We start from the raw sequence: 20,865 nt of genomic DNA, 5'->3' as shown, positions 1-20,865 counted from the left end.
GCGCCTCGCGCACGGGTCCCGGCGTGGGTCGTCCGATGTTCGGATCTGTTAACCGGGTCTGAATTGTTCTATTCTGACTGCATGAAGACCGTCAGCACCACCGAGGCCAAGACAAAGCTCAACGCGCTGCTGGTCGAGGTGGCGGCAGGCGAGAGCATCACGATCACCAGCCGCGGACGTCCGATCGCCGTCCTGTCGAAGGTCGAGCCGCCAGCGCGCACTTTCGGGCAGTTCGCCGGATTGATCACGATCGGCGACGACTTCGATACGGCCATGACTCCGGAAGAACTTGCCGACTGGGGAGAAAGCGAGTGAGCGGCAGAGATCCCCGGACCCTATTGCTGGACACCTGCACACTGCTCGATCTGACGATCGTGCCGACTCGAATCGCGCCGGCCGTGCTGGCGGAATTAGGCGACGGATCGGTTGAGTTGTTGGTCTCTGCTGTAACCGCTTGGGAGATTGCGATTAAAGTACGGCAGGGAAAACTGCTCGGCGGAGAACGCTTACTGGATTCGTGGGATCAGACTCTTCACGACCTGCGAGCCACGCCGCTCGGGATCGACCACACTGATGCCGTCCGGGCCGGCGGCCTGCCGTGGGCGCACCGCGACCCCTTCGACCGGATGCTCGTCGCGCAGGCGACTCGACACAATGTTCCGCTCGTCACGCGCGACCGGTTGATCCTCGACGCCGCGGTGTCCGCGACGATCGATACGCGGGCGTAGAGCCGGACTTAACCTTCACTCATGTAGCCTACATTGATGTAGGTTAACTTTATCTTCCCTTGTCAGGCGGGAACGAGTCGGCTCCGCGGTCTGAGGCAGCCTGGCGGATCCGCTGTGCCGGGCAGCGTCTACCCGGCGATGCCGATCATCGACCGGGCGTACCACGAGGACCAATGGACGTCCGAGGATTTGTGATCGAGGATCATCAGATACATGCTCGAATACTGCTCGTCATCGCCCTTGTCCATCGGCCAGGTGTAGGTGACCAGACACCCTCGCGCGCCGTAGGGAACGAATTCCTTGAAGAAGTCGGTGCCCTTGGTGGTGAAAGTCCTGCCGCACGCACCGACGGTGATCGAACCCTTCCGCTTGGCCTTCTTGTTGGCCTTCAGAATACCTTTCCAGTCGGACGCCAGCTGTTTCGCGATCTTGCTGCTGGTGTACTTCTTGGCCTAGGTGACCTTGCCCGCCTTCGTCAGCTTCACCACCTTTGCCGCGGTGCCCTTGACGTCGCTGTAGATCTTCGTGGACGTGCGGACGACCTTCTTCTTGGCGTCCCAGGTGAAGGTGAGCTTCGCGCCCGCGCTGCCCCACAGTTCGTTGTCGCCGGCGAGCGGAACCGCGATGAGGTGGGCCGTGACCACTCCCTTCGTGCTGATCGACTGGGATTGCACCGCTTGGCGTCCGGCCGTCACTCCGATCGACGCGGTATCGAAATGGCCGATGATCGCGCCGGCCGAGGAATAGAACACCAGGTGATCGGGCCAACCGATGCCACCCTGCGAGCACCAGAACGCGGCAGCCGCCTCCAGGCCCCCGCCTCGGACGATCTGACCCAGTTCGGTGCCTCGGCGCACCCGTCCCCTCTCAGTGTCGGTCAAGTCGCGGCACGCGACCACCCCCGGTGTCGGCGTCCGCTAGCTCTGAGCTAAGGTCGCTCATCTATGTGTCCAGCTGCCCAGAGTCACTCGGCCATCGACCGGCTTTCCCCGGCGTTCCCGCAGCGGGCGCCCTGGGGCACGTCGGCGAAGCTGCGAGCGTGGCAGGCCGAGGCGCTGCAGCGGTATCTGGACGCGGCACCCACCGATTTCCTCGCCGTCGCCACGCCCGGCGCCGGCAAGACCACGTTCGCGCTGCGGGTGGCGTCCGAGCTGTTGCATGACCGGACCGTCAAGAAGCTGATCGTGGTCGCACCCACCGAGCACCTCAAGGTGCAGTGGGCGGACGCCGCCGCGAAGGTCGGCATGCAGCTCGATCCGGGGCTGGCCGGACGCCGGCGCGGCCGGTCCAGGCAGTTCGACGGGGTGGCCGTCACCTACGCCGGGGTGGCCGCCGGGATGCTCAGCTACGAGGCGATGGTGGCCCGCGACGACACCCTGGTGATCCTCGACGAGGTGCATCACGCCGGCGACTCGCTCTCTTGGGGTGAGGCGGTCGCGGAGGCGTTCCGGCTTGCCAAGCGGCGATTGGCGTTGACCGGGACGCCGTTTCGCAGCGACGCCAACCCGATCCCGTTCGTCGCCTACGACGAGCAGCCCGGTGGCGCTCGGGTGTCTCGCGCCGACTACACCTATGGCTACGCCGAGGCGCTGCGTGACCACGTCGTCCGGCCGGTGGTGTTCATGAATTACGGCGGACCGATGCGCTGGCGCACCAAATCGGGCGAGACGCTCGCGGCCAACCTCGGCGAGCTGCTCACCAAGGACGTCACGGCGCAGGCCTGGCGCACCGCGCTCGACCCGAAAGGGGAGTGGATCTCGGCCGTGCTCGCCGCTGCCGACCGGCGGCTCACCGAGGTCCGCCGTCACGTGCCGGACGCCGGCGGACTGGTGATCGCGTCCAGCCAGACGCAGGCAAGGGCCTACGCGAAGGTGCTGGCTTCGCTGACCGAGGAGAAGCCGACCGTGGTGCTCTCCGACGATCCCGGTTCGAGCAAGCGGATCGAGGCCTTCGCCGACAGCGCCGACCGCTGGATGGTGGCGGTCCGGATGGTGTCCGAGGGGGTCGACGTCCCGCGGCTGGCGGTCGGCGTGTATGCGACTGCGACCTCGACGCCGCTGTTCTTCGCGCAGGCGGTGGGACGCTTCGTCCGGGCCCGGCGGCGCGGCGAACTGGCCACGGTCTTCCTGCCGACGGTGCCGATCATCCTGGCTCATGCGTCGACGTTGGAGCGGCAGCGCGATCACGTCCTCGGCCCGCCGGCCGGCAAGGAGCTCTGGGAGGAGTCGGACGCCGAACTCGCCGCCGCCAACCGCACCGAGAACGCCTCCGACGACCTGGAGGGGAGCTTCGAGGCGCTCACCTCGGAGGCCACTTTCGACCATGTGCTGTTCGACTCGCAGCAGTTCGGCATGCATGCCGTCCCGACCTCCGACGACGAGGCCGACTACCTCGGCCTGCCGGGACTGCTGGAGGCCGATCAAATCGGCCATCTGCTGCGGGAGCGGCAACGGCGTCAGGTGAATCGCCACGATCGGGCCGACAAGCGCGAGAAGGTCCCGACCGAGGTCTCGCTGCATCGCGCGCTCGAAGCCAAGCGCAAGGAACTCAACACCCTGGTCGCGCAATACGCCCGCGCCACCGGACGTCCGCACAGTCACGTGCATGCCGAACTGCGCCGGCAATGCGGCGGTCCGCCGCTGGCCCGCGCCACCACCGAACAGGTGGACGAGCGGATCGCGATGATTCGCCGCTGGCGGTCGTAGTCGGGCTCGCTACAGCCCGAAGGCGGCGACGATCTCGGACGCAAGCTCATCAGGCGGGCGGCCCTCGACGTCCAGCCGCAGATCGCAGGGCAGATGGGGCAGTTCCTTCGCGTAGCGATCATGATCCCGGCGCAGGAAGTCGGGCTGCTTGCTCAGCACGCGGGCCGGCTCGCCTTGCGCCCGTCGCAACGAACGATCGAAGTCCGCGGTGAGCACCACGTGCCGGACGTGCCTGCCGTCCGGAACCTGCGCCAGGACCAGATCGACCTCATGCCGCGTCGACGTGCCTTCGTCGATCACCAGGTCGACATTCGTCCGCAGCCAGGCACCCACCAACTCGGCGTGCACGCGATGCGCCAACTCCCAGTCGGGCAACGTCGGCAGCGCCATCTCGGCGACGGTGTCCAGGTCGGTCAAGCCACATTGAGTCCGCGACCGCGCAATTTCTCGGCCAACGCGGACGCCAATGTGCTCTTCCCGCTCGCGATCGGCCCCGAGATGACGACGAGCGCCGGACGCCGCGGCCGCGGAGCGCCGGAACCTGTACGCAGGCGTCCTGTTCGCGCGGGTTGATCACCACCAGATGCGAATCGCCGCGCAGGTAGACGAACGGGTAGCCGTCGGCCACCACCGTCCGTGAGGTGCCGGTGCGCAATGCTGGCACGGCGCGTCGCAGCGCGATCAGGTCACGGACGGTGCTGAGCACCGAGCCGGGGACGCCGGTCTGTGCCGCAACGGTCGGACGGTCGGCCGCCGGATCCTGCGGCAGAGGCGACGCGATCCGGCCTCGGCCAGCCGCGACTCCCACAGCCCGAGGAGCCGGCGCAACGCGGCGACGCCGTCCGCCTCGGCCACCTCGGGGTCGAAGTAGCTCGGCTCGGACTCGTCCTGCCAGGGCAGGACGCGCGAGAAGGCCATGTCGACCCGGAAGCCGGCGACGCCGCGGTCGAGCCAGAAAGCGATGATCTCGCGCAACGCCGCACGGTTGCGGCGCGGCCCAGGGGCGTCCGGCAGCTGCCGCCAGGGTTCGGCCGGGTCGAGCCGCGCATAGCCGAAGTTGAGCGCGGCTGCTCGGGGAAGAAGTTCTTCAGATACCAGCCGGGCCGGCGTCCGGTGCCGGGCACGAAGGCCTCACCTGGGACGTCCGCCCACACGTAGCGGTCGTCGTCCGGGTCGTTGCTGGACGCCACGAACCAGGGGTGGTCGATCGAGGTGTGTCCGGCGACCAGGTCGAGCAGCACCCGGATGCCGCGGGTCCTGGCAGCCTCGATCAACGCGATCATGTCGTCGATGGTGCCGTAGCGGGGCGCGATGGTGAGGTAGTCGGAGACGTCGTGGCCGGCGTCCCGGAACGGCGAGCTCTCGCCCCGCGATCAGGTCGGCCAGGGCGTCGACCGCGCGTGCGGCCAGTTCGTTCTGCCAGCATGTCGAAATCGTCATCGACCCAGACCCGGCCGTCGGCGTCCGCCGGCCTTCCGATCAGGCTGAACAGCGCCCCGCTCTCCGTCGTGCGGCAGGGTCTTGCCGGTCGCCAGCCGGGCGTTGCGATAGCCGTAGACGGCGTAGATCGCGAAGCCCACCGCCATCCAGATCAGGAACCGCAGCCAGGTCTCCAACGACAGGTTGAGGGTCAGGTAGAAGCAGATCAGTGCCGAGACGATCGGCAGCACCGGCGAGAACGGCACCTTGAATGCGCGCGGCAGATCGGGACGCCGGCGGCGCAGCAACACCACCGAGATCGACACCAGGATGAATGCCGAGAGCGTCCCGATGTTCACCATCTCTTCCAGCATGCCGATCGGGGTGAGGCCTGCGAACAGGGCGCAGGCGACGGTGACGACGATCGAGACCCGCCACGGCGTCCGGAACTTCGGGTGCACCTTCGCCAGGCCCATCGGCAGCAGGTTGTCGCGCGACATGGCGAAGATGATCCGGGTGGCGCCGATCATCAAGGTCAGCACGACGGTGGTGAGGCCGGCCACCGCACCGGCCGAGATCAGAGTGGCCATCCAGCCCTGTCCGTGATGGGCGAAGGCGTTGGCCAGCGCGGCGCTCGGATCGATGTCGGCGTAGTTGACCATGCCCACCACGACCAGCGACACCGCGCCGTACAGGATGGTGCAGATGGTCAGCGAGGCGATGATGCCGACCGGCAGGTCCTTCTGCGGGTTGCGGGCCTCCTCGGCGGTGGTGGCGACGACGTCGAAACCGATGTAGGCGAAGAAGACCAGGGCAGCACCGGCGAAGACACCACCCCAGCCGAACACGGCCGGCGCACTGCCGGTCACCCACTGGATCAGCGGCTGGGTCCAGCTGAAGCCCTTGGCGGCGACCGGTGCGGCGTCCGGAATGAACGGCGTGTAGTTGGCCGGATTGATGAACATCAGTCCGCCGACGATGACGAACAAGACGATGAACAGCTTGACGCCGACCAGCACCAGGTTCACCCGCATGGACTCCTTGATGCCCACGGTGATCAGCACACCGAGGCCGACCACCAGCAGCACCGCCATCAGATCGATGCCCTTGGTCAGGCCGAACGGGCTGGCGCCATAGGCCAGGAAATCGGGCAGCACGACGCCGAATTTGCCGAGCAGCACGCCGAGATAGGCGCTCCAGCCCTGGGCCACCACGCTGGCGCCCAGGAACATCTCCAGGATCAGGTCCCAGCCAATGATCCAGGCGAAGACCTCGCCGAGCGAGGCGTAGCTGAAGGTGTAGGCAGACCCGGAGACCGGGACGGTCGAGGCGAACTCGGCGTAACACATGGCGGCCAGCGCGCAGCAGACGGCGGCGACCACGAAGCTGAGCACGATCGCCGGTCCGGTCATCTCGTGCGCGACGCGTCCGGTCAGGGTGAAGATGCCGGCGCCGATCACCACCCCGACCCCGAAGACGGTGAGGTCGAGTGCGGTCAGCGATTTCTTGAGCTGGTACTCCGGCTCGTCGGTGTCGGCGATCGACTGCTCGATCGACTTGGTGCGGAAAACACTCATCGGACTACCTCCTGGTGGGTTCTCGGCGAAGCAAGACCACAAGCTACTGCCACACGCCGCCCGGCCCTACCCTGGACGCGTGACGCAGTGGTTCACCGACGCCTTCCGCGCCGAGTTCGACAAACAGGCCGAGCAGATCGGCCGGTTCAACCTGGCGATCTTCGGCAAGACCGGGGTCGGCAAGTCCACCCTGATCAACGCCATCTTCGGACGTCCGGTCGCCGCCACCGGGATCGGCGATCCGGTCACTCGGGACAGCCACCTCTACCTGGACACCCGTGGCACCCTCGGGCTGATCGACACCCGCGGCCTGGAGATCGGACGCGACGACGCCGAACTGATCAAAGAGGTCACCAAGTACGTCAAGCAGATGCGCAGCAAACCGGTCGCGGAACAGATCCACGTGGCCTGGTACTGCGTGCGCGGTATGGACCGCCGCTTCGAAGAGGTCGAGGCGACCTTCATCCGCACCCTGCACGAACTCGGCATCCCGGTGTTGGTGGTCTTCACACAGGTGCCGATGCGCGAGGGCCAGTGCCACCCGGACGCCGTCGAGCTGGCTCGGCAGATCGAGGCCAAGCAGCTGCCGATCGTCGGCGGCCGTCCGTTCATGACCTACGCGATGAGGGACCAGTTCACCGGTCAGCCGCCTTACGGCTTGATGGACGTCCTACAGGCGACCTTTCACGTTGTTCCTGAGGCTGTTCACGGAGCTCTCGCAGCGGCCCAGACGATCGATCTGGCGGCGAAAGCCAAAGCTGCCCAGCGACACATCGGCGCGACGGTAGCCGCGGCCGGCGCGGCGGCAGCGGTGCCGATCCCGTTCTCGTCCGCGGCGCTTCTGGTGCCGTTGCAGCTCGGCATGATGGCGCGGATCGCGCACCTCTACCAGCTGCCGTTCGACAAGGCCGCTCTGCTGGCGGTCGCCTCCACCACGGTGGCCACCACGCTGGGCCGGTCCGCGGCAGCCAACGCGCTCAAATTCCTGCCCGGCGCCGGCAGCGTCGCGGGCGGGGTGATCAACGCCTCGGTGGCGTCCGGCTTCACTATGGCGATGGGCCAGGCCTGGCTGACCGTGTGCCAGCGGGCCTCCGGCGGACAACTGCCGAAGCTGGACGGCGTAGTCGACAGCAAGGCGGTCCGGGAACTGTTCGAGGCAGAATTCCACCGCCGGATGCCGACCATCCGCCGCCGGGAGGGGTGAGTCGGCACCGCCTGGAATCGGCCTACAGTTGTGGGGTGCCGCTCAGCTTCTTCGACCTGTTCAGCATCGGGATCGGCCCGTCCTCGTCGCATACCGTGGGTCCGATCCGGGCGGCTCGCCGGGTGCTGGTCGATCTGGATTCCGCCGGGCTGCTGAGCGAGGTGGTCCGGGTTCGCGCCGACCTGTACGGGTCGCTGGGCTCCACCGGACGCGGCCACCACAGCGACCGCGCCGTGCAGCTGGGCCTGCTCGGCGAACAGCCGGAGACCGTCGACCCGGCGCTGGTCGAGCCCACGCTGCGCGCGGTCCGGGCCGATTGCCGGATCGCCCTGCTCGGCCGCCACTCGATCGCCTTCGATCCGATCGACGACATCGTCCTGCACCGCCGGCAGACGCTGCCGGAACACCCCAACGGCATGCGGTTCCGCTGCTACGGCGCCGGCGATCGGGTGCTCGCCGACCGGGTGCTGTTCTCGATCGGCGGCGGTTTCGTGGTGGACGCCGACGAACTGCGCGACCCGCCGCCGGCTGCCGACGCGGCCGAGCCCTACCCGTTCACCACCGCGGCCCAACTGCTGGCCGCCTGCGAGGCGTCCGGACTCACCATCGAACAGGTCGTGCTCGCCAACGAGACGGTCACCCGCACCCCCGACCAGGTGCGGGACGGCGTGCTGCAGATCTGGGGCGTGATGCAGGAGTGCGTCCGCAACGGATTCGGCACCGACGGACGCCTGCCCGGCGGCCTGAACGTGCTGCGCCGGGCACCGTTGCTCTACCGGCAGCTGCTGCACGACAAGCCGGACGCCCTGACCGGCATGGACTGGATCACCGCCTACGCGCTGGCCGTCAACGAAGAGAACGCCGCCGGCGGCCGGGTGGTCACCGCCCCCACCAACGGTGCGGCCGGGGTGATCCCGGCCGTGCTGCACTACTACCGCGAGCACATCCCCGGCGCCGACGACGACGGCGTCGTCCGCTTTCTGCTCACCGCCACCGCGATCGGCGCCATCATCAAGACCACGGCGTCCATCTCGGGTGCCGAGGTCGGTTGTCAGGGCGAGGTCGGCTCGGCTTGCGCGATGGCCGCCGCGGGCATGGCGGCGGTGATGGGCGGCAGCCCGCGGCAGATCGAGAACGCCGCCGAGATCGGCATGGAGCACAACCTCGGGCTGACCTGCGACCCGGTCGGCGGGCTGGTCCAGGTGCCCTGCATTGAGCGGAACGCGATCGCCGCGGTGAAAGCGGTGGCCGCGGCGCGCACCGCGATGCACTTCGACGGCACCCATCTGGTGTCGCTGGACACCGTGATCAAGACCATGCGCGACACCGGCGCCGACATGATGAGCAAGTACAAGGAGACCTCGCTCGGCGGGCTCGCCGTCAACGTCACCGAGTGCTGAGACCAGACGTCCCAGCGGGCAGGATTTCGTCGATCTACGACACGCGGTAGTAGATCGGTGGAACGATTGGCCCCATGAGTCAGCGAACCATTGGCGTGACCGAGGTCGCTCTCCGGGACGCCCACCAGTCTCTGATGGCGACCCGGATGGCGCTGGAAGACATGGTGGACGCCTGCGCCGACATCGACGCGGCCGGCTATTGGAGCGTCGAATGCTGGGGCGGGGCCACCTACGACGCGTGCATCCGATTCCTCAACGAAGATCCCTGGGTGCGGCTGCGGACCTTCCGCGATCTGCTGCCGAACAGCCGGCTGCAGATGCTGCTGCGCGGCCAGAACCTGCTCGGCTACCGGCACTACGAGGACGACGTCGTCCGGCGGTTTGTCGACAAATCGGCCGAGAATGGCATGGACGTCTTCCGGGTCTTCGACGCCCTGAACGACCCGCGCAATATGGAGGTCGCGATGCGGGCGGTGACGGCGACCGGCAAGCACGCCCAGGGCACCATCTGCTACACCATCTCGCCGCTGCACACCGTCGAGGGCTACGTACAGTTCGCCGGCCAGCTGCTCGACATGGGTGCGCAGTCGCTGGCGTTGAAAGACATGGCCGCGCTGCTGCAGCCCCAGCCTGCCTACGACATCATCCGCGGCATCAAAGAGACCTACGGCGGGGACACCCAGGTCAACGTGCACTGCCACGCCACCACCGGCGTCACCCTGGTCACCCTGATGAAGGCGATCGAGGCCGGCGCCGACGTGGTCGACACCGCGATCAGCTCGATGTCGCTGGGCCCCGGCCACAACCCGACCGAATCGCTGGTCGCCATGCTCGAGGGCACCCCCTACACGACGAACCTCGACCCGGAGCGGCTCATCCGGATCCGTGACCATTTCGCACAGATCCGGCCCAAGTACGCCGCGTTCGAGTCGGCCACCCTGGTCGACACCGACATCTTCTCCAGTCAGATCCCCGGCGGCATGCTCTCCAACATGGAGAGCCAGCTGAAGGCTCAGGGCGCCGGCGACAAGATCAAAGAGGTGATGGCGGCGGTCCCGCTGGTCAAGGCCGACGCCGGACACCCGCCGCTGGTCACCCCGTCCAGTCAGATCGTCGGCACACAGGCGGTGTTCAACGTGCTGATGGGCAAATACAAGGTGATGACCGGCGAGTTCGCCGACCTGGTGCTCGGCTACTACGGCGAATGCATTGGCGAACGGAACCCCGAGGTGGTCGAGATCGCCCGCAGACAGGCCAAGAAGGAGCCGATCGCCGTCCGTCCGGCCGACCTGCTGGCGCCCGAATGGGACGAGCTGGTCGCCCAGGCCGGAAAGCTGGACGGCTTCGACGGTAGCGACGAGGACGTCCTCACGTATGCCATGTTCCCCGGCGTCGCGCCCGGATTCCTGAGCGCCCGCGCCGAGGGCCCGAAGAACGTCGGGAAGACGGCGGCGCAGCTCAAGGCCGAGGCGGACGCCAAAGCCGACTCCGGCACCGCGGTGACCGGGCCGATCACCTACAAGGTCAGCATGGGCGGCCGCGACCACCGCGTGACCGTCGAGAGGGCGTGACGAAACAGATGCCAAGAACCAAGGACATGAAGAATCGGGTCGACGAGCTGCAGGAGTTGCGGATGGCCACTCGCGCCGGCGGCGGCCAGAAACGCGTCGACAAGCAGCATGCGTCCGGCAAGCTGACCGCACGGGAGCGGATCGACGCGCTGATCGACCCCGACACCTTCCAGGAGATCGGCCTGTTCCGCCGCAACCGGACGGTGGCCTTCGGCATGGACACCGCCGACATGCCCGCCGACGGCGTGGTGACCGGCACCGGGGCGGTGCTGGGGCGTCCGGTGCACATCGCCAGCCAGGACTTCACCGTGGCCGGCGGCTCGGCCGGCGAGACCCATTCCAAGAAGGTCGTCGAGATGATGGAGTCCGCGCTGAAATGCGGCACGCCCTTCGTCTTCATCAACGATTCCGGCGGCGCCCGCGTCCAAGAGGGCATCGATTCGCTGTCCGGCTACGGGCAGGTCTTCTACGCCAATGTGCTGCTCTCGGGTGCGGTGCCGCAGATCTCGATCATCGCCGGCCCGTGCGCCGGTGGCGCCGCTTACAGTCCGGCGCTGACCGACTTCATCATCCAGACCCGCAAGGCCCACATGTTCATCACCGGGCCGAACGTGATCGAACAGGTCACCGGTGAGAAGGTCAGTCAGGACGCCTTGGGCGGCGCGGACGCTCACATGGCGGTCTCCGGGGTGAACCACTTCGTCGCCGACGACGACGAGCAGGCCATTCTGATCGCCAAGAAGCTGCTGAGTTTCCTGCCGCAGAACAACACCGAGGACCCGCCGCTCGTCGATCCCGATCCCTACGTCGAATACGACCCGACGCTGCACGACATCGTGCCCGCCGAGGGCACCAAGGGCTACGACGTCCGCGACGTGATCGGCAAGGTGGTCGACCACGGCGACTTCCTCGAGGTGCAGGCCGGCTACGCCCAGAACCTGGTGGTCGGCTTCGCCCGGATCAACGGCCGCAGCGTCGGCGTGGTCGCCAACCAGCCCAGCGTGATGGCCGGTGTGCTCGACATCAACGCCTCCGACAAGGGGTCGCGGTTCGTCCGGTTCTGCAACGCGTTCAACATTCCGATCGTGACCTTCGTGGACGTCCCCGGCTTCCTGCCCGGCGTCGCACAAGAGCACGGCGGCATCATCCGGCACGGCGCCAAGATGCTGTACGCCTACGCGGCGGCGACCGTGCCGAAGGTGACCGTGGTGCTGCGCAAGGCCTACGGCGGCGCCTACATCGCCATGTCGGCCAAGGATCTCGGCTCTGACCAGGTCTTCGCCTGGCCGACCGCCGAGATCGCGGTGATGGGTGCCGAGGGTGCCGCGTCGGTGGTGTTCCGGCGTGAGATCGCCGCCGCCGACGATCCGGACGCCCGGCGCGCCGAACTGGTCGAGGAGTATCGCACCACCTTCTCCACGCCGTTCGTGGCCGCCTCGCGGGGACTGGTGGACGACGTCATCGACCCCGGCGACACCCGCCGCAAGGTGGCCATGGCGCTCGAACTGCTGATCGCCAAACGGCAGCTGCGGCCGGCCAAGAAGCACGGCCTCGGCCCGGTGTGAGGCAGGAGCGATGACGAATCAGGACGCCGAGCTGCTCGAACTGGTCAAGAAGCTGACCGACCGGGTCGACGCACTTGAGGTCGAGATCAAGGAACTGCGCGTGCTGAACGCCGAGGTTCCCGAGGAGACCATGGTGGCGATCGCCGCCGCCGTGGCCGCCTACCTGGGGCATCGGGCCAAGCGCCGGCAGGCCCACTTCACCACGTCGGCTATCTGGCAGAGCGGCACCCGCCGCCGGCAGCATGCCCACGATCCGCTGCATCTGCGTTGAGCCTGAGGAACGAAGACATGAAACTGAAGGTCACTGTCAATGGCATCGCCTACGACATCGAGGTCGACGTCGAGGAGCAGGAACGCCCCACGCTCGGCTCGGTGGTCATCGGTGCCGGCGGGGCCGCCCAGCCGACCCGCGCCACGGCGTCGGTGCAGGCGGCGTCCGCGAACGCGGTGGTCGCGCCGCTGTCCGGTGCGGTCGCCCGCGTCCTGGTCGCCGAGGGTGATGAGATCGCCGAGGGCCAGGTGCTGCTGGTGCTGGAGGCGATGAAGATGGAGACCGAGATCACCGCCCCGCATGCCGGGACGGTGGCCGCCATCCTGGTCGGCGAACGCGACGCGGTGCAGGGCGGACAGGCGCTGATCGAGCTAGCCTGAGGCCTCACCCGAGCGCCGAGGAGACAGCCGATGCCGAAACCCCGATGGGGCTGGTTCGCGATCGCCGTGTTGGCGTTCGTCTCCGGAATCTGGATGGTCAGCGCCGGGTATGCGACGGTGAACAACAGCAGCGGCCCTCCCGGCGGCCTCTGGGTCGGGCTGCTCGGGCTGCTCGCGGTCTGGTCGTTCGGGAAGGCATTCTTCAACTTCCGCGTCCCGCCGCGCGACAAGAGCTGACCCCGCCGATCGCGGGCTCGTGCTCGTCATCCCGTGTGTGCGTTCCGTCAGTCCGTCATCCCGTGCTTGCCACGGGATCTCCGGGACGCCTGCTGCACCAGCGCGGAGATCCCGGCGTCCGCCGGGATGACGGGGGAACCCGTCACGGGATGAAGGGGACGGTCACTCGCTGACCCGGAACACCTTGTGGTTGGCGGCTTGGGCACGCGGCCGGATCACCATCCGGTCGATGTTCACGTGGGCCGGACGGGTCGCCATCCAGCTGATGGCGTCCGCGATGTCGTCGGCCACCAGTGGGCCGGGGACGCCGGCGTACACGGCGTCCGCACGGGCCTGGTCGCCGCCGAACCGGGTCAGTGAGAACTCGGGGGTGTGCACCATGCCGGGGGAGATCTCGCAGACCCGGACCGGCCGGTCGAAGAGCTCCAGCCGCAGCGAACCGGCCAGCGCGCGTTCGGCCGACTTCACCCCGCAGTAGCCGGCACCGCCCTCGTAGGGCGCTTCGGCGGCGGTCGAGGTGACGAAGATCACCGTGCCGGCTGCGGCGTCCAGGGCAGGCAGCAACGCACGGGTGACCCGGGCGGCGCCGAGCACGTTGACGTCGTACATCCGCTGCCAGGCGTCGATCTCGGCATCGCTGACCGGGTTCTGCCCGAACGCGCCGCCGGCGTTGTTCACCAGCAGGTCGAGCCGGTCACCGACCCGCTCGGCGAGGCGGGCGACGTCCGCGGCGTCCGTCACATCGCAGCGGACGGCCACCCCGCCGATCTCCGCGGCCAGCGCCTCGATCCGCTCCGCCCGGCGGGCCGCGCAGATCACTCGGTAGCCCTGCGCCGCCAGTGCTCGTGCCGTCGCCTCACCGATCCCGCTGCTCGCCCCGGTGACCACTGCCGTTCTGTCTGCCATGCGGTCGATTCTGCCAGTGGCTACGGTGTCCGGATGGCACAGGTGGCGATGATCGGGTTGGGACGGATGGGGTTCGGGATGGCCGGACGGCTGCTGGAGGCCGGCCACGACCTGGTGGTGGCCAACCGGACGCCGCACCGCGCGGTGCCGCTGCTGGCGCGTGGGGCACGGCTCGCGGCCAGCCCGGCCGAGGCGGTCCGCGATGCCGATGCCGTGGTGGTCATGGTCAGCGACGATGCGGCCTCGGAGACGGTGTGGCTGGGTGAGGACGGCGTGCTGGCCGGATCGCCGCGTACCGGAGCGTTCGCGATCGAGTGCTCGACGCTCTCCCACGAATGGGTGCTGAGGCTTGCCGCTGAGGTGAGCGCCGCCGGGCTGCGCTACCTGGACGCCCCGGTCACCGGCCTCCCGGACGCCGCCGCGCAAGGCCGGCTGACACTGCTGGTCGGGGCCGCGCGGGACGATCTGGACGCCGCCGGCCCGATCCTGGAACCGCTGGCCGAACGGGTGGTGCACTTCGGCGCGGTCGGCACCGGCACCGCCTACAAGCTGATCGTCAACCTCATGGGTGCCGTCCAGATCGCCGGCGCCGCCGAAGGACTCGCGCTCGCCGAGCGGGCCGGCCTCGACCCTGCCCTGTTCGCCGACACCGTGGCTACCGGCCAGCCGGCGAGCCCGCAGGTCGTCCGCAACCTCCGCCGGATGGTGGCCGGCGATCACGACCGGGACGTCACGTTCTCGGCCGCGCTGCGCCGCAAGGACACCGACTACGCCGTCCGGTTCGCCCGGCAGCTGGCGGTCGGAGCGCCGCTCGGATCTGTCGCGTTGACCGGGCTGGAACGGCTGCTGACCGACGGCCGGGGGAGCCTCAACGAGAGTGCGGTGATCGAGGTGGCTCGCGACCGGCGTCCGTCATGACCGCGGCTGTCCCAGCGGCCGGATCGAATCGTCCGCACGCCTGCCCGGGCGCGGGGCGTCCCCGCTAGGCTCCCCCCATGAGTGCGAACCTGATCCTGCTCCGCCACGGCGAGAGCGAATGGAATGCCCTGAACCAGTTCACCGGTTGGGTCGATGTCGACATCAACGAGAAGGGCATCGGCGAGGCCAAGCGTGGCGGTGAACTGCTGAAGAGCAGCGGCCTGCTACCCGACGTGCTGCACACCTCGCTGCAGTTGCGGGCGATCCATACCGCCGAGCTGGCGCTGCACAACTGCGACCGGACCTGGATCCCGGTGCGGCGCAGCTGGCGGCTCAACGAGCGGCACTACGGCGATCTTCAGGGCAAGAACAAGGCCGAGACCCTGGCCCAGTACGGCGAGGAGCAGTTCATGCTCTGGCGCCGCTCCTACGACACCCCGCCGCCGCCGATCGCCGACGACAACCCGAACACCCAGTTCGACGACCCGCGGTACGCCTTCCTGCCGCCCGAGGCCCGGCCCCAGACCGAATGCCTCAAGGACGTCGTGATCCGGATGCTGCCGTACTGGTACGACTCGATCGTCCCCGACCTGCGCGCCGGCAAGACCGTGCTGATCACCGCCCACGGCAACTCGCTGCGCGCCCTGGTGAAGCACCTCGACAACATCTCCGACGACGCCATTGCCGGCCTGAACATCCCCACCGGCATCCCGCTGCACTACGAGCTGGACGACGACCTCCGTCCGGTCACCACCGGCGGCACCTACCTCGACCCGGACGCCGCCAAGGCCGCCATCGAAGCGGTCAAGAACCAAGGGAAGAAGTAAGTTCGTCCTGCCGTGGTCGCCTCTGGCTAGGGGTGACGCGTTGTCGGGGCGCGTCCGCTTGCGACGGTCGCATCGTCCGCTGGCGCGTCCGATGCTTTGTAGCGTCTCTGCGCGGACGCGCCCCGACAACGCTCACTCGTCCTTGGCGCGACCACGGCAGTAGCGCGTCGGGGTCCGGATCGGATGCCTGGGCTGTGTTTGGCTGAGTAGGTAGTGCACCTTGCGATCGCCGGTGGCCGAGCAGCGCACAATCGTGCGGTCGATCGCGCACACCAGCTGCCCACGGTGTCCCTCGAATGGTGCGGATCCGAGGATGGGCAACCCCAGAGCTAAGTTGATTAGATCATTTAGCTGCTCCAGGGGTGTATCAACTATGTTGCCTGTTGATACAATCAGCAGGCACGCGACTCGATGTATCAACTAGGAGGCCCGGTGCCCCGCGGACGACCATCGAGGGCGACCGTCTATCTGCGCCTCGAGAACGGCATCGCCGAACTCAACGACAGACTCGGTGGGCTCCCGTCCCCCAAGGAGGCGGAGTTCATCTGGTCCGACATCTGGCACCTCGAAGCCCATCACTCGACCGCGTTGGAGGGCAACACCCTCGTCCTTCGTGAGGTCGAGGCACTGCTGGAGCAGGGTCGGGCTGTCGGTGCGAAGCCACTCAAGGAGTATCTGGAGGTCCAGGGCTACGGATCGGCTGCCCGCTGGGTCTATCGCCAGGCGCTCGAACCAGGAGACTGGCATGGCGGTGAGCTCCTCACTGTCTTCGAGGTCCGGCAGGTGCATGCCAGGGCGATGGCTCCCGTGTGGGAGGTCGCTCCACACCCCGAGGCCACCGATCGAGAGGCCCCAGGCATGTTCCGGGAGCACGACATCCATCCGTTCGATGACGGCATGAAGCCACCGGCCTGGCCGCTGGTTCCCGCGATGGTGACCGGCTGGGTGGAATCCGTGAACGGCATCGCGGAACGGCTTCGCTCCCGCACCGGCAGCACACCGTGGCCCGAACGATTGGCCGCTTTGCACCAGGGCTTCGAGCAGATTCATCCGTTTATCGACGGCAACGGCCGCACCGGCCGGCTTCTGCTCAATCTGATTCTCGTCCGCCTCGGATATCCGCCCGTGATCATCCTGAAGCGGGAGCGACCGCGATACCTGAACGCCCTACAACGCGCCGACACCGGTGACTACGGCCCCCTCGGAGAACTGCTCGCCCGAGCGATGTACGACAACCTCAACCGATTCGTCGTGCCCAACGTCGCCGGACCAGCCCGGCTCGTCCCGCTGGCCGCGCTGGTCGACAAAGAGTTCAGCCTCGCCGCGCTCCGGCAGGCGGCACAGCGCGGACGCCTCGACGCCGTCCACGGCCCGGACGGCGTGTGGCGCAGCACCCGGAAGGCCGTGCAGGAATACAAGAGGAACAAGGGCAAGCGCGTATAGCTGATTTCGAAGCGCTCAGCCGCCATCGAAAAGTCTCTCAAGTGAGCTATGCATATGGTGCCACACCGGCCTGAGGACGAAAACCTGGATCGATGCACTCTCGCGGTGGCAACGACTAGCGAGCGTTCAGGAGCAATAGCGCCGCCGCCCCGCCTCGGCGAGCGTCGAAGCCTTCGACTTCCGCTACCTTCGAGTAGGACGAGTCGCGCACCGTTCCGCTGCGGTCCACTTCTCCCACCTTTGAGTAGGAGGAGTTGCGTACTGTTCCGTTGCTGTCTACCTCGCCCACCTTTGAGTAAGACGAGTCGCGCACCGTCCCATTGTCATCGATCTCACCGATCTTCGAGTACGAACTGTTTCGAATGATCGAAGCCATTGGTTACCCTTCCTGCCAGCTTGTCACTGGTTCTGACTCTAACGATTCGCCGTTACACCGGTCAACAGTATTGTCGCAAATCGTTCTGCGACCACGGCAGGAGTGCGTCGGGGTTCGGAATTATCGTCATCCCGGACTTGATCCGGGATCCCACCGCTCGAGCACGTCCGGCCGGAGATCCCGGCGTCCGCCCGGGATGACGCAAGGCTCCGTCGGTCGCTTGTCGGCAAGGCCCCGTCGGCCGGGCTCATCAATACCTGAGTTCGCCCAGCTGATTCCCACCCGCTCAACCAGCCATAAGAAAGTCCCTTCAAGTGAGCGACGCGGCACCGACGTCTACTCGATGGTGAGAACCGGACCGGCGCCTGAGCGCACCAGGGAAGGTTGGCTCGCTTTGGCCAAGAGCGGTGGGTAAGGGACTCTGTGCAGAGACACTACAAAGCATCGGACGCGCCGGCGGACGATGCGACCGTCGCAAACAGGGTCCCTTACCCACCGCGACCCAAAGCCACGAACTGAGCCGAAAGCGAGGCAGAGCGGCGAAGAAGGCGCTCAGGCGACGGTCCAGTTCTCGCCTTCGGGATGGGTGCCGGTGACGACGTAGATCACCCGTCCCGCCATGATGACGGCGTGGTCGGCGATACGTTCGTAGTAGCGGCCGAGCAGGGCGACGTCCACGGCCGCCTCGACCGAATAGGGCCATTCGGTGCCGAGCAGGATGCGGAACTGGCTCTTGCGCAGTTCGTCCATCTCCTCGTCCGAGTCGGCGAGCTTGGCGGCGTCGTGGGCGTTGCGGCTGTTGAGGGCGCGGCCGGCGGTCGCCACCATCTCCTCGGCGACCCGCCCCATCAGCTCGAAGTTGGGCACCATGCCGTCCGGGACGGCATGGGTCGGGTAGCGCAGTCGGGCGATCTTTGCGACGTGGCAGGCCAGGTCGCCCATCCGGGCCAGGTCGGCCACCATCCGCATCGCGGCGACGATGGTGCGCAGTTCGCCGGCCACCGGCGCCTGCCGGGCCAGCAGCACGAAGCAACGGGCTTCCAGGTCGTCGTGTTGGCTGTCCAGCAGCGCGTCGTCGCTGATCACCTGTTCGGCGATCGCGAGGTCGGCCTCCAGTAACGCCTTGGTGCTGAGCCGCACGGCGGTCCGGACCAATTCGGTCATGCCGACCAGATCCGTCACCACGCTGTCCAGGTCCTCGCGGTAGCTTTCTCGCATCTCTCCTCTTCCACCCTTCGGTGTCCGGCCCGCCCACCCTATGCCTGACCCATGGCGCCGGGCGACACGGAGGTGAACAGTCGGTGAACTCTGCACCGGGCCGTTCCGGGTGGCCCGATCTCGGCCGCCGAAATGCCCTTATGATCGCCAAGTGAGCCCGCTCGTCGCCAGCGCCCTCGGGGCCGTCGTCGGCGTCCTCGCCACCCTGCTCGGCCTGGTCGTCTGGCGCACCCGGCAGCAGGTGGCCGATTCCGGGCCGGCGCCGCTGCTGTCACCCGCTCTGAGCACCACGATCCGGCACCTTCGCGGCGCGGCCGCGGTGATCGGCCCGCACGACGAGATCCTCGCCGAGTCGCTGAGCGCCGCGTCGTCCGGGGTGGTCCGAGGCAACCGGCTGGCTCAGCCTGAGATGCTCGAACTCGTCCGCGAGGCCCGCCGCGAGACCGAGCCCGGCGTGCTCAACGTGGACGTCCCGGTCGGGCCGGGCCTGCCCAACCGACGGTTGGCCGTCCGGGTCTCGCCGCTCGGCGACGGCCTGGTGCTGCTGGTCGCGGACGACCGGTCCGAGGCGCTGCGGATCGACGAGACCCGCCGCGACTTCGTCGCCAACGTCACCCACGAGTTGAAGACCCCGATCGGCGCGCTGTCGCTGCTGGCCGAGGCGATCGCCGACGCCGCCGACGACCCGGACGCCGTCCGGCACTTCGCCGGTCGGATGTCCACCGAGGCGGCGCGGCTGAACGAACTGATCTCGCAGACCATCGCCTTGTCGCGGCTGCAGTCGAGCGATCCGCTGCTGGCCGCCGTCCCGATCGAGGTGGACGAGGTCGTCGACGTCGTGCTCGACCAGTTCCGTGAGCAGGCCGGCAGTCGGCGGATCACCCTGAGCCAACAGCGGTGCGCCGGCGCCACCGTCCGCGGCGACCGCGAACAGCTCGAGGCGGCGCTGCGCAACCTGGTGCAGAACGCCATCGCCTATTCCGAGGTCGGTGCGCGGGTGGCGGTGACCACCCGCCGGGTCCACGACGTGGCCGGCGACTGGGTCGAGGTCAGCGTCTCCGACAACGGCATCGGCATCTCCGAGGCCGACCAGGCACGGGTGTTCGAACGTTTCTTCCGGGTCGACTACGGCCGCAGCCGGGCGCACGGCGGCACCGGACTGGGCTTGTCGATCGTGAAGCACATCGCCGCCGCCCACGGCGGGACGGTGAACCTGTGGAGCCGCCTCGGGCAGGGCTCCACCTTCACCGTCCGGCTTCCCGCCAGCAATGCAGAAACCGATTCCGAAGGGGGCGCCGCATGACCAGGGTGCTGTTGATCGAGGACGAGGACGCCTACCGCGAAACCCTCGGCTATCTGCTCCGCAAGGAGGGCTTCGACGTGGTCGAGGCGGCCGACGGCACGATCGGCCTGGCCGAATTCGACCGCGGCGGGGCTGACATCGTGCTGCTCGACCTGATGATGCCCGGCCTGCCCGGCACGGAGGTGTGCCGTCGGCTGCGGGCACGCAGCTCGGTGCCGGTGATCATGGTGTCGGCGCGCGACGACGAGGTCGACAAGGTGGTCGGGCTCGAGCTGGGCGCCGACGACTACGTCACCAAACCGTTCAGCCATCGCGAACTGGTGGCCCGGATCCGCGCGGTGCTGCGCCGCGGCCAGGAGATCGAGCTGGAGCCCGACGTGCTGGAGGTCGCCGGCGTCCGGATGGACGTGGAGCGGCACCAGGTGTGGGTGCGCGGCGCGCCGGTCAAGCTGGCGCTGAAGGAATTCGAGCTGCTGGAGATCCTGCTGCGCAACGCCGGACGGGTGATGACCCGCGGCCAGCTGATCGACCGGATCTGGGGCGCCGACTACGTGGGCGACACCAAGACGTTGGACGTCCACGTGAAGCGGCTGCGGGCCAAGATCGAAGCCGATCCGGCTGAGCCGACACTGCTCGTCACCGTGCGCGGTCTGGGCTACAAATTCGAGGCCTGACGCTGTCAGTCGCGCCCTGGGGAATCCCGCCGGACGACATCGCCTGTCTTACGACACATCGCCTGCGTAGCAACGCAGGCGATGTGTCGTAGTGCGGGCGATGTGTCTTTGGGTTCTACTTCTTGATCTTGCCGGTCTTCTTG

Annotated in this window: 22 protein-coding genes and 1 pseudogene; 15 read left to right on the top strand and 8 right to left on the bottom strand. The window is 67.9% G+C overall.

What is annotated here, in order from left to right:
- Window positions 1-81: 81 nt before the first annotated feature.
- Complete coding sequence (locus tag QM619_RS02610) at window positions 82-315, top strand: type II toxin-antitoxin system Phd/YefM family antitoxin (RefSeq protein WP_415104017.1); 234 nt, start codon at window positions 82-84, stop codon at window positions 313-315.
- On the top strand, window positions 312-728 hold the full coding sequence (locus QM619_RS02605; protein ID WP_415104013.1) for a type II toxin-antitoxin system VapC family toxin: 417 nt from the start codon (window positions 312-314) through the stop codon (window positions 726-728). Before QM619_RS02610 ends, QM619_RS02605 begins: the two co-directional genes overlap by 4 nt.
- Before the next feature lie 452 nt (window positions 729-1,180).
- Here the strand turns inward: QM619_RS02605 and QM619_RS02600 are convergent, their stop codons facing one another.
- Entirely contained in the window at window positions 1,181-1,609 is a 429-nt protein-coding gene (locus QM619_RS02600) for a hypothetical protein (protein ID WP_415104011.1), read from the bottom strand.
- A 63-nt stretch (window positions 1,610-1,672) separates the two neighbouring features.
- On the opposite strand from QM619_RS02600, the gene QM619_RS02595 reads away from it, so the two are divergent.
- Window positions 1,673-3,433, top strand: a complete 1,761-nt coding sequence (locus tag QM619_RS02595) for a DEAD/DEAH box helicase (RefSeq protein ID WP_415104009.1) — start codon at window positions 1,673-1,675, stop codon at window positions 3,431-3,433.
- 9 nt (window positions 3,434-3,442) lie between these two features.
- Here QM619_RS02595 and QM619_RS02590 read toward each other — a convergent pair whose 3' ends face one another.
- The 4 genes and pseudogenes from QM619_RS02590 to QM619_RS02575 form a co-directional block, all read right to left on the bottom strand.
- Window positions 3,443-3,850 (bottom strand): hypothetical protein, encoded by a 408-nt coding sequence (locus QM619_RS02590; RefSeq protein WP_415104007.1) that lies wholly within the window; start codon window positions 3,848-3,850, stop codon window positions 3,443-3,445.
- Window positions 3,851-4,114: 264 nt separating this feature from the next.
- A complete protein-coding gene (locus QM619_RS02585; RefSeq protein ID WP_415104005.1) occupies window positions 4,115-4,408 on the bottom strand; it encodes a hypothetical protein in 294 nt (97 codons plus the stop codon).
- A 170-nt stretch (window positions 4,409-4,578) separates the two neighbouring features.
- Window positions 4,579-4,779 (bottom strand): annotated as a pseudogene (locus QM619_RS02580) (alpha-amylase family glycosyl hydrolase); the annotation flags it as partial.
- A 90-nt stretch (window positions 4,780-4,869) separates the two neighbouring features.
- Window positions 4,870-6,429 carry an amino acid permease gene (locus QM619_RS02575; RefSeq protein WP_415104003.1) on the bottom strand — a complete coding sequence of 520 codons (1,560 nt, stop codon included), beginning with the start codon at window positions 6,427-6,429 and terminating at the stop codon, window positions 4,870-4,872.
- A gap of 79 nt (window positions 6,430-6,508) precedes the next feature.
- Here QM619_RS02575 and QM619_RS02570 point away from each other — a divergent pair, with 79 nt between their 5' ends.
- From QM619_RS02570 to QM619_RS02540, 7 genes are all read left to right on the top strand, one after another.
- Complete coding sequence (locus tag QM619_RS02570) at window positions 6,509-7,633, top strand: GTPase family protein (RefSeq protein WP_415104001.1); 1,125 nt, start codon at window positions 6,509-6,511, stop codon at window positions 7,631-7,633.
- A gap of 35 nt (window positions 7,634-7,668) precedes the next feature.
- Window positions 7,669-9,033: an L-serine ammonia-lyase gene (locus QM619_RS02565; protein WP_415103999.1), complete on the top strand. Its 1,365-nt coding sequence runs from the start codon at window positions 7,669-7,671 to the stop codon at window positions 9,031-9,033.
- A gap of 74 nt (window positions 9,034-9,107) precedes the next feature.
- On the top strand, window positions 9,108-10,604 hold the full coding sequence (locus tag QM619_RS02560; RefSeq protein WP_415103997.1) for a methylmalonyl-CoA carboxytransferase subunit 5S: 1,497 nt from the start codon (window positions 9,108-9,110) through the stop codon (window positions 10,602-10,604).
- A 26-nt stretch (window positions 10,605-10,630) separates the two neighbouring features.
- A complete protein-coding gene (locus tag QM619_RS02555; protein ID WP_415103995.1) occupies window positions 10,631-12,169 on the top strand; it encodes an acyl-CoA carboxylase subunit beta in 1,539 nt (512 codons plus the stop codon).
- 10 nt (window positions 12,170-12,179) lie between these two features.
- Window positions 12,180-12,440 (top strand): hypothetical protein, encoded by a 261-nt coding sequence (locus tag QM619_RS02550; RefSeq protein ID WP_415103993.1) that lies wholly within the window; start codon window positions 12,180-12,182, stop codon window positions 12,438-12,440.
- 17 nt (window positions 12,441-12,457) lie between these two features.
- Entirely contained in the window at window positions 12,458-12,820 is a 363-nt protein-coding gene (locus tag QM619_RS02545) for a biotin/lipoyl-containing protein (protein WP_415103991.1), read from the top strand.
- 30 nt (window positions 12,821-12,850) lie between these two features.
- Window positions 12,851-13,057, top strand: coding sequence for a hypothetical protein (locus QM619_RS02540; RefSeq protein WP_415103989.1), 207 nt, complete (start codon window positions 12,851-12,853; stop codon window positions 13,055-13,057).
- A 162-nt stretch (window positions 13,058-13,219) separates the two neighbouring features.
- Here the strand turns inward: QM619_RS02540 and QM619_RS02535 are convergent, their stop codons facing one another.
- On the bottom strand, window positions 13,220-13,963 hold the full coding sequence (locus tag QM619_RS02535; protein WP_415103987.1) for an SDR family NAD(P)-dependent oxidoreductase: 744 nt from the start codon (window positions 13,961-13,963) through the stop codon (window positions 13,220-13,222).
- Between the two features lie 33 nt (window positions 13,964-13,996).
- On the opposite strand from QM619_RS02535, the gene QM619_RS02530 reads away from it, so the two are divergent.
- The 3 genes from QM619_RS02530 to QM619_RS02520 all read left to right on the top strand — a co-directional run bounded on the left by QM619_RS02530 (window position 13,997) and on the right by QM619_RS02520 (window position 17,151).
- Entirely contained in the window at window positions 13,997-14,881 is an 885-nt protein-coding gene (locus tag QM619_RS02530) for an NAD(P)-dependent oxidoreductase (protein ID WP_415103985.1), read from the top strand.
- A gap of 77 nt (window positions 14,882-14,958) precedes the next feature.
- Window positions 14,959-15,708 carry a phosphoglyceromutase gene (locus tag QM619_RS02525; RefSeq protein WP_415091828.1) on the top strand — a complete coding sequence of 250 codons (750 nt, stop codon included), beginning with the start codon at window positions 14,959-14,961 and terminating at the stop codon, window positions 15,706-15,708.
- A 432-nt stretch (window positions 15,709-16,140) separates the two neighbouring features.
- Complete coding sequence (locus QM619_RS02520; RefSeq protein WP_415103983.1) at window positions 16,141-17,151, top strand: Fic family protein; 1,011 nt, start codon at window positions 16,141-16,143, stop codon at window positions 17,149-17,151.
- A gap of 115 nt (window positions 17,152-17,266) precedes the next feature.
- Here the strand turns inward: QM619_RS02520 and QM619_RS02515 are convergent, their stop codons facing one another.
- Together QM619_RS02515 and phoU are read right to left on the bottom strand one after the other, a co-directional pair.
- Window positions 17,267-17,527, bottom strand: a complete 261-nt coding sequence (locus QM619_RS02515; protein ID WP_415103981.1) for a 5-fold beta-flower protein — start codon at window positions 17,525-17,527, stop codon at window positions 17,267-17,269.
- Between the two features lie 552 nt (window positions 17,528-18,079).
- Complete coding sequence (phoU, locus tag QM619_RS02510; RefSeq protein ID WP_415103979.1) at window positions 18,080-18,745, bottom strand: phosphate signaling complex protein PhoU; 666 nt, start codon at window positions 18,743-18,745, stop codon at window positions 18,080-18,082.
- A 151-nt stretch (window positions 18,746-18,896) separates the two neighbouring features.
- On the opposite strand from phoU, the gene QM619_RS02505 reads away from it, so the two are divergent.
- Both QM619_RS02505 and QM619_RS02500 read left to right on the top strand, forming a co-directional pair.
- The gene (locus QM619_RS02505) at window positions 18,897-20,048 is read left to right on the top strand and encodes a sensor histidine kinase (RefSeq protein ID WP_415103977.1); all 1,152 of its coding nucleotides are present in this window, start codon (window positions 18,897-18,899) and stop codon (window positions 20,046-20,048) included.
- Entirely contained in the window at window positions 20,045-20,722 is a 678-nt protein-coding gene (locus QM619_RS02500) for a response regulator (protein WP_415103975.1), read from the top strand. Before QM619_RS02505 ends, QM619_RS02500 begins: the two co-directional genes overlap by 4 nt.
- Window positions 20,723-20,865 lie beyond the last annotated feature (143 nt).

It is taken from the genome of Micropruina sp., from assembly GCF_047606665.1.
Classification (GTDB): domain Bacteria; phylum Actinomycetota; class Actinomycetes; order Propionibacteriales; family Propionibacteriaceae; genus Micropruina.
The sequence above is the reverse complement of the archived record's forward strand: the minus strand, read 5'-3'. Positions and strand labels throughout refer to the sequence as shown.

Excerpts from the sequence above, each read along its gene's own strand:
- QM619_RS02610 (WP_415104017.1), top strand. The coding sequence starts at position 82 with ATGAAGACCGTCAGCACCACCGAGGCCAAGACAAAGCTCAACGCGCTG.
- QM619_RS02595 (WP_415104009.1), top strand. The coding sequence starts at position 1,673 with ATGTGTCCAGCTGCCCAGAGTCACTCGGCCATCGACCGGCTTTCCCCG.
- QM619_RS02575 (WP_415104003.1), bottom strand. The coding sequence starts at position 6,429 with ATGAGTGTTTTCCGCACCAAGTCGATCGAGCAGTCGATCGCCGACACC.
- QM619_RS02560 (WP_415103997.1), top strand. The coding sequence starts at position 9,108 with ATGAGTCAGCGAACCATTGGCGTGACCGAGGTCGCTCTCCGGGACGCC.
- QM619_RS02555 (WP_415103995.1), top strand. The coding sequence starts at position 10,631 with ATGAAGAATCGGGTCGACGAGCTGCAGGAGTTGCGGATGGCCACTCGC.
- QM619_RS02550 (WP_415103993.1), top strand. The coding sequence starts at position 12,180 with ATGACGAATCAGGACGCCGAGCTGCTCGAACTGGTCAAGAAGCTGACC.
- QM619_RS02545 (WP_415103991.1), top strand. The coding sequence starts at position 12,458 with ATGAAACTGAAGGTCACTGTCAATGGCATCGCCTACGACATCGAGGTC.
- QM619_RS02540 (WP_415103989.1), top strand. The coding sequence starts at position 12,851 with ATGCCGAAACCCCGATGGGGCTGGTTCGCGATCGCCGTGTTGGCGTTC.
- QM619_RS02535 (WP_415103987.1), bottom strand. The coding sequence starts at position 13,963 with ATGGCAGACAGAACGGCAGTGGTCACCGGGGCGAGCAGCGGGATCGGT.
- QM619_RS02530 (WP_415103985.1), top strand. The coding sequence starts at position 13,997 with ATGGCACAGGTGGCGATGATCGGGTTGGGACGGATGGGGTTCGGGATG.
- QM619_RS02525 (WP_415091828.1), top strand. The coding sequence starts at position 14,959 with ATGAGTGCGAACCTGATCCTGCTCCGCCACGGCGAGAGCGAATGGAAT.
- QM619_RS02515 (WP_415103981.1), bottom strand. The coding sequence starts at position 17,527 with ATGGCTTCGATCATTCGAAACAGTTCGTACTCGAAGATCGGTGAGATC.
- phoU (WP_415103979.1), bottom strand. The coding sequence starts at position 18,745 with ATGCGAGAAAGCTACCGCGAGGACCTGGACAGCGTGGTGACGGATCTG.
- QM619_RS02500 (WP_415103975.1), top strand. The coding sequence starts at position 20,045 with ATGACCAGGGTGCTGTTGATCGAGGACGAGGACGCCTACCGCGAAACC.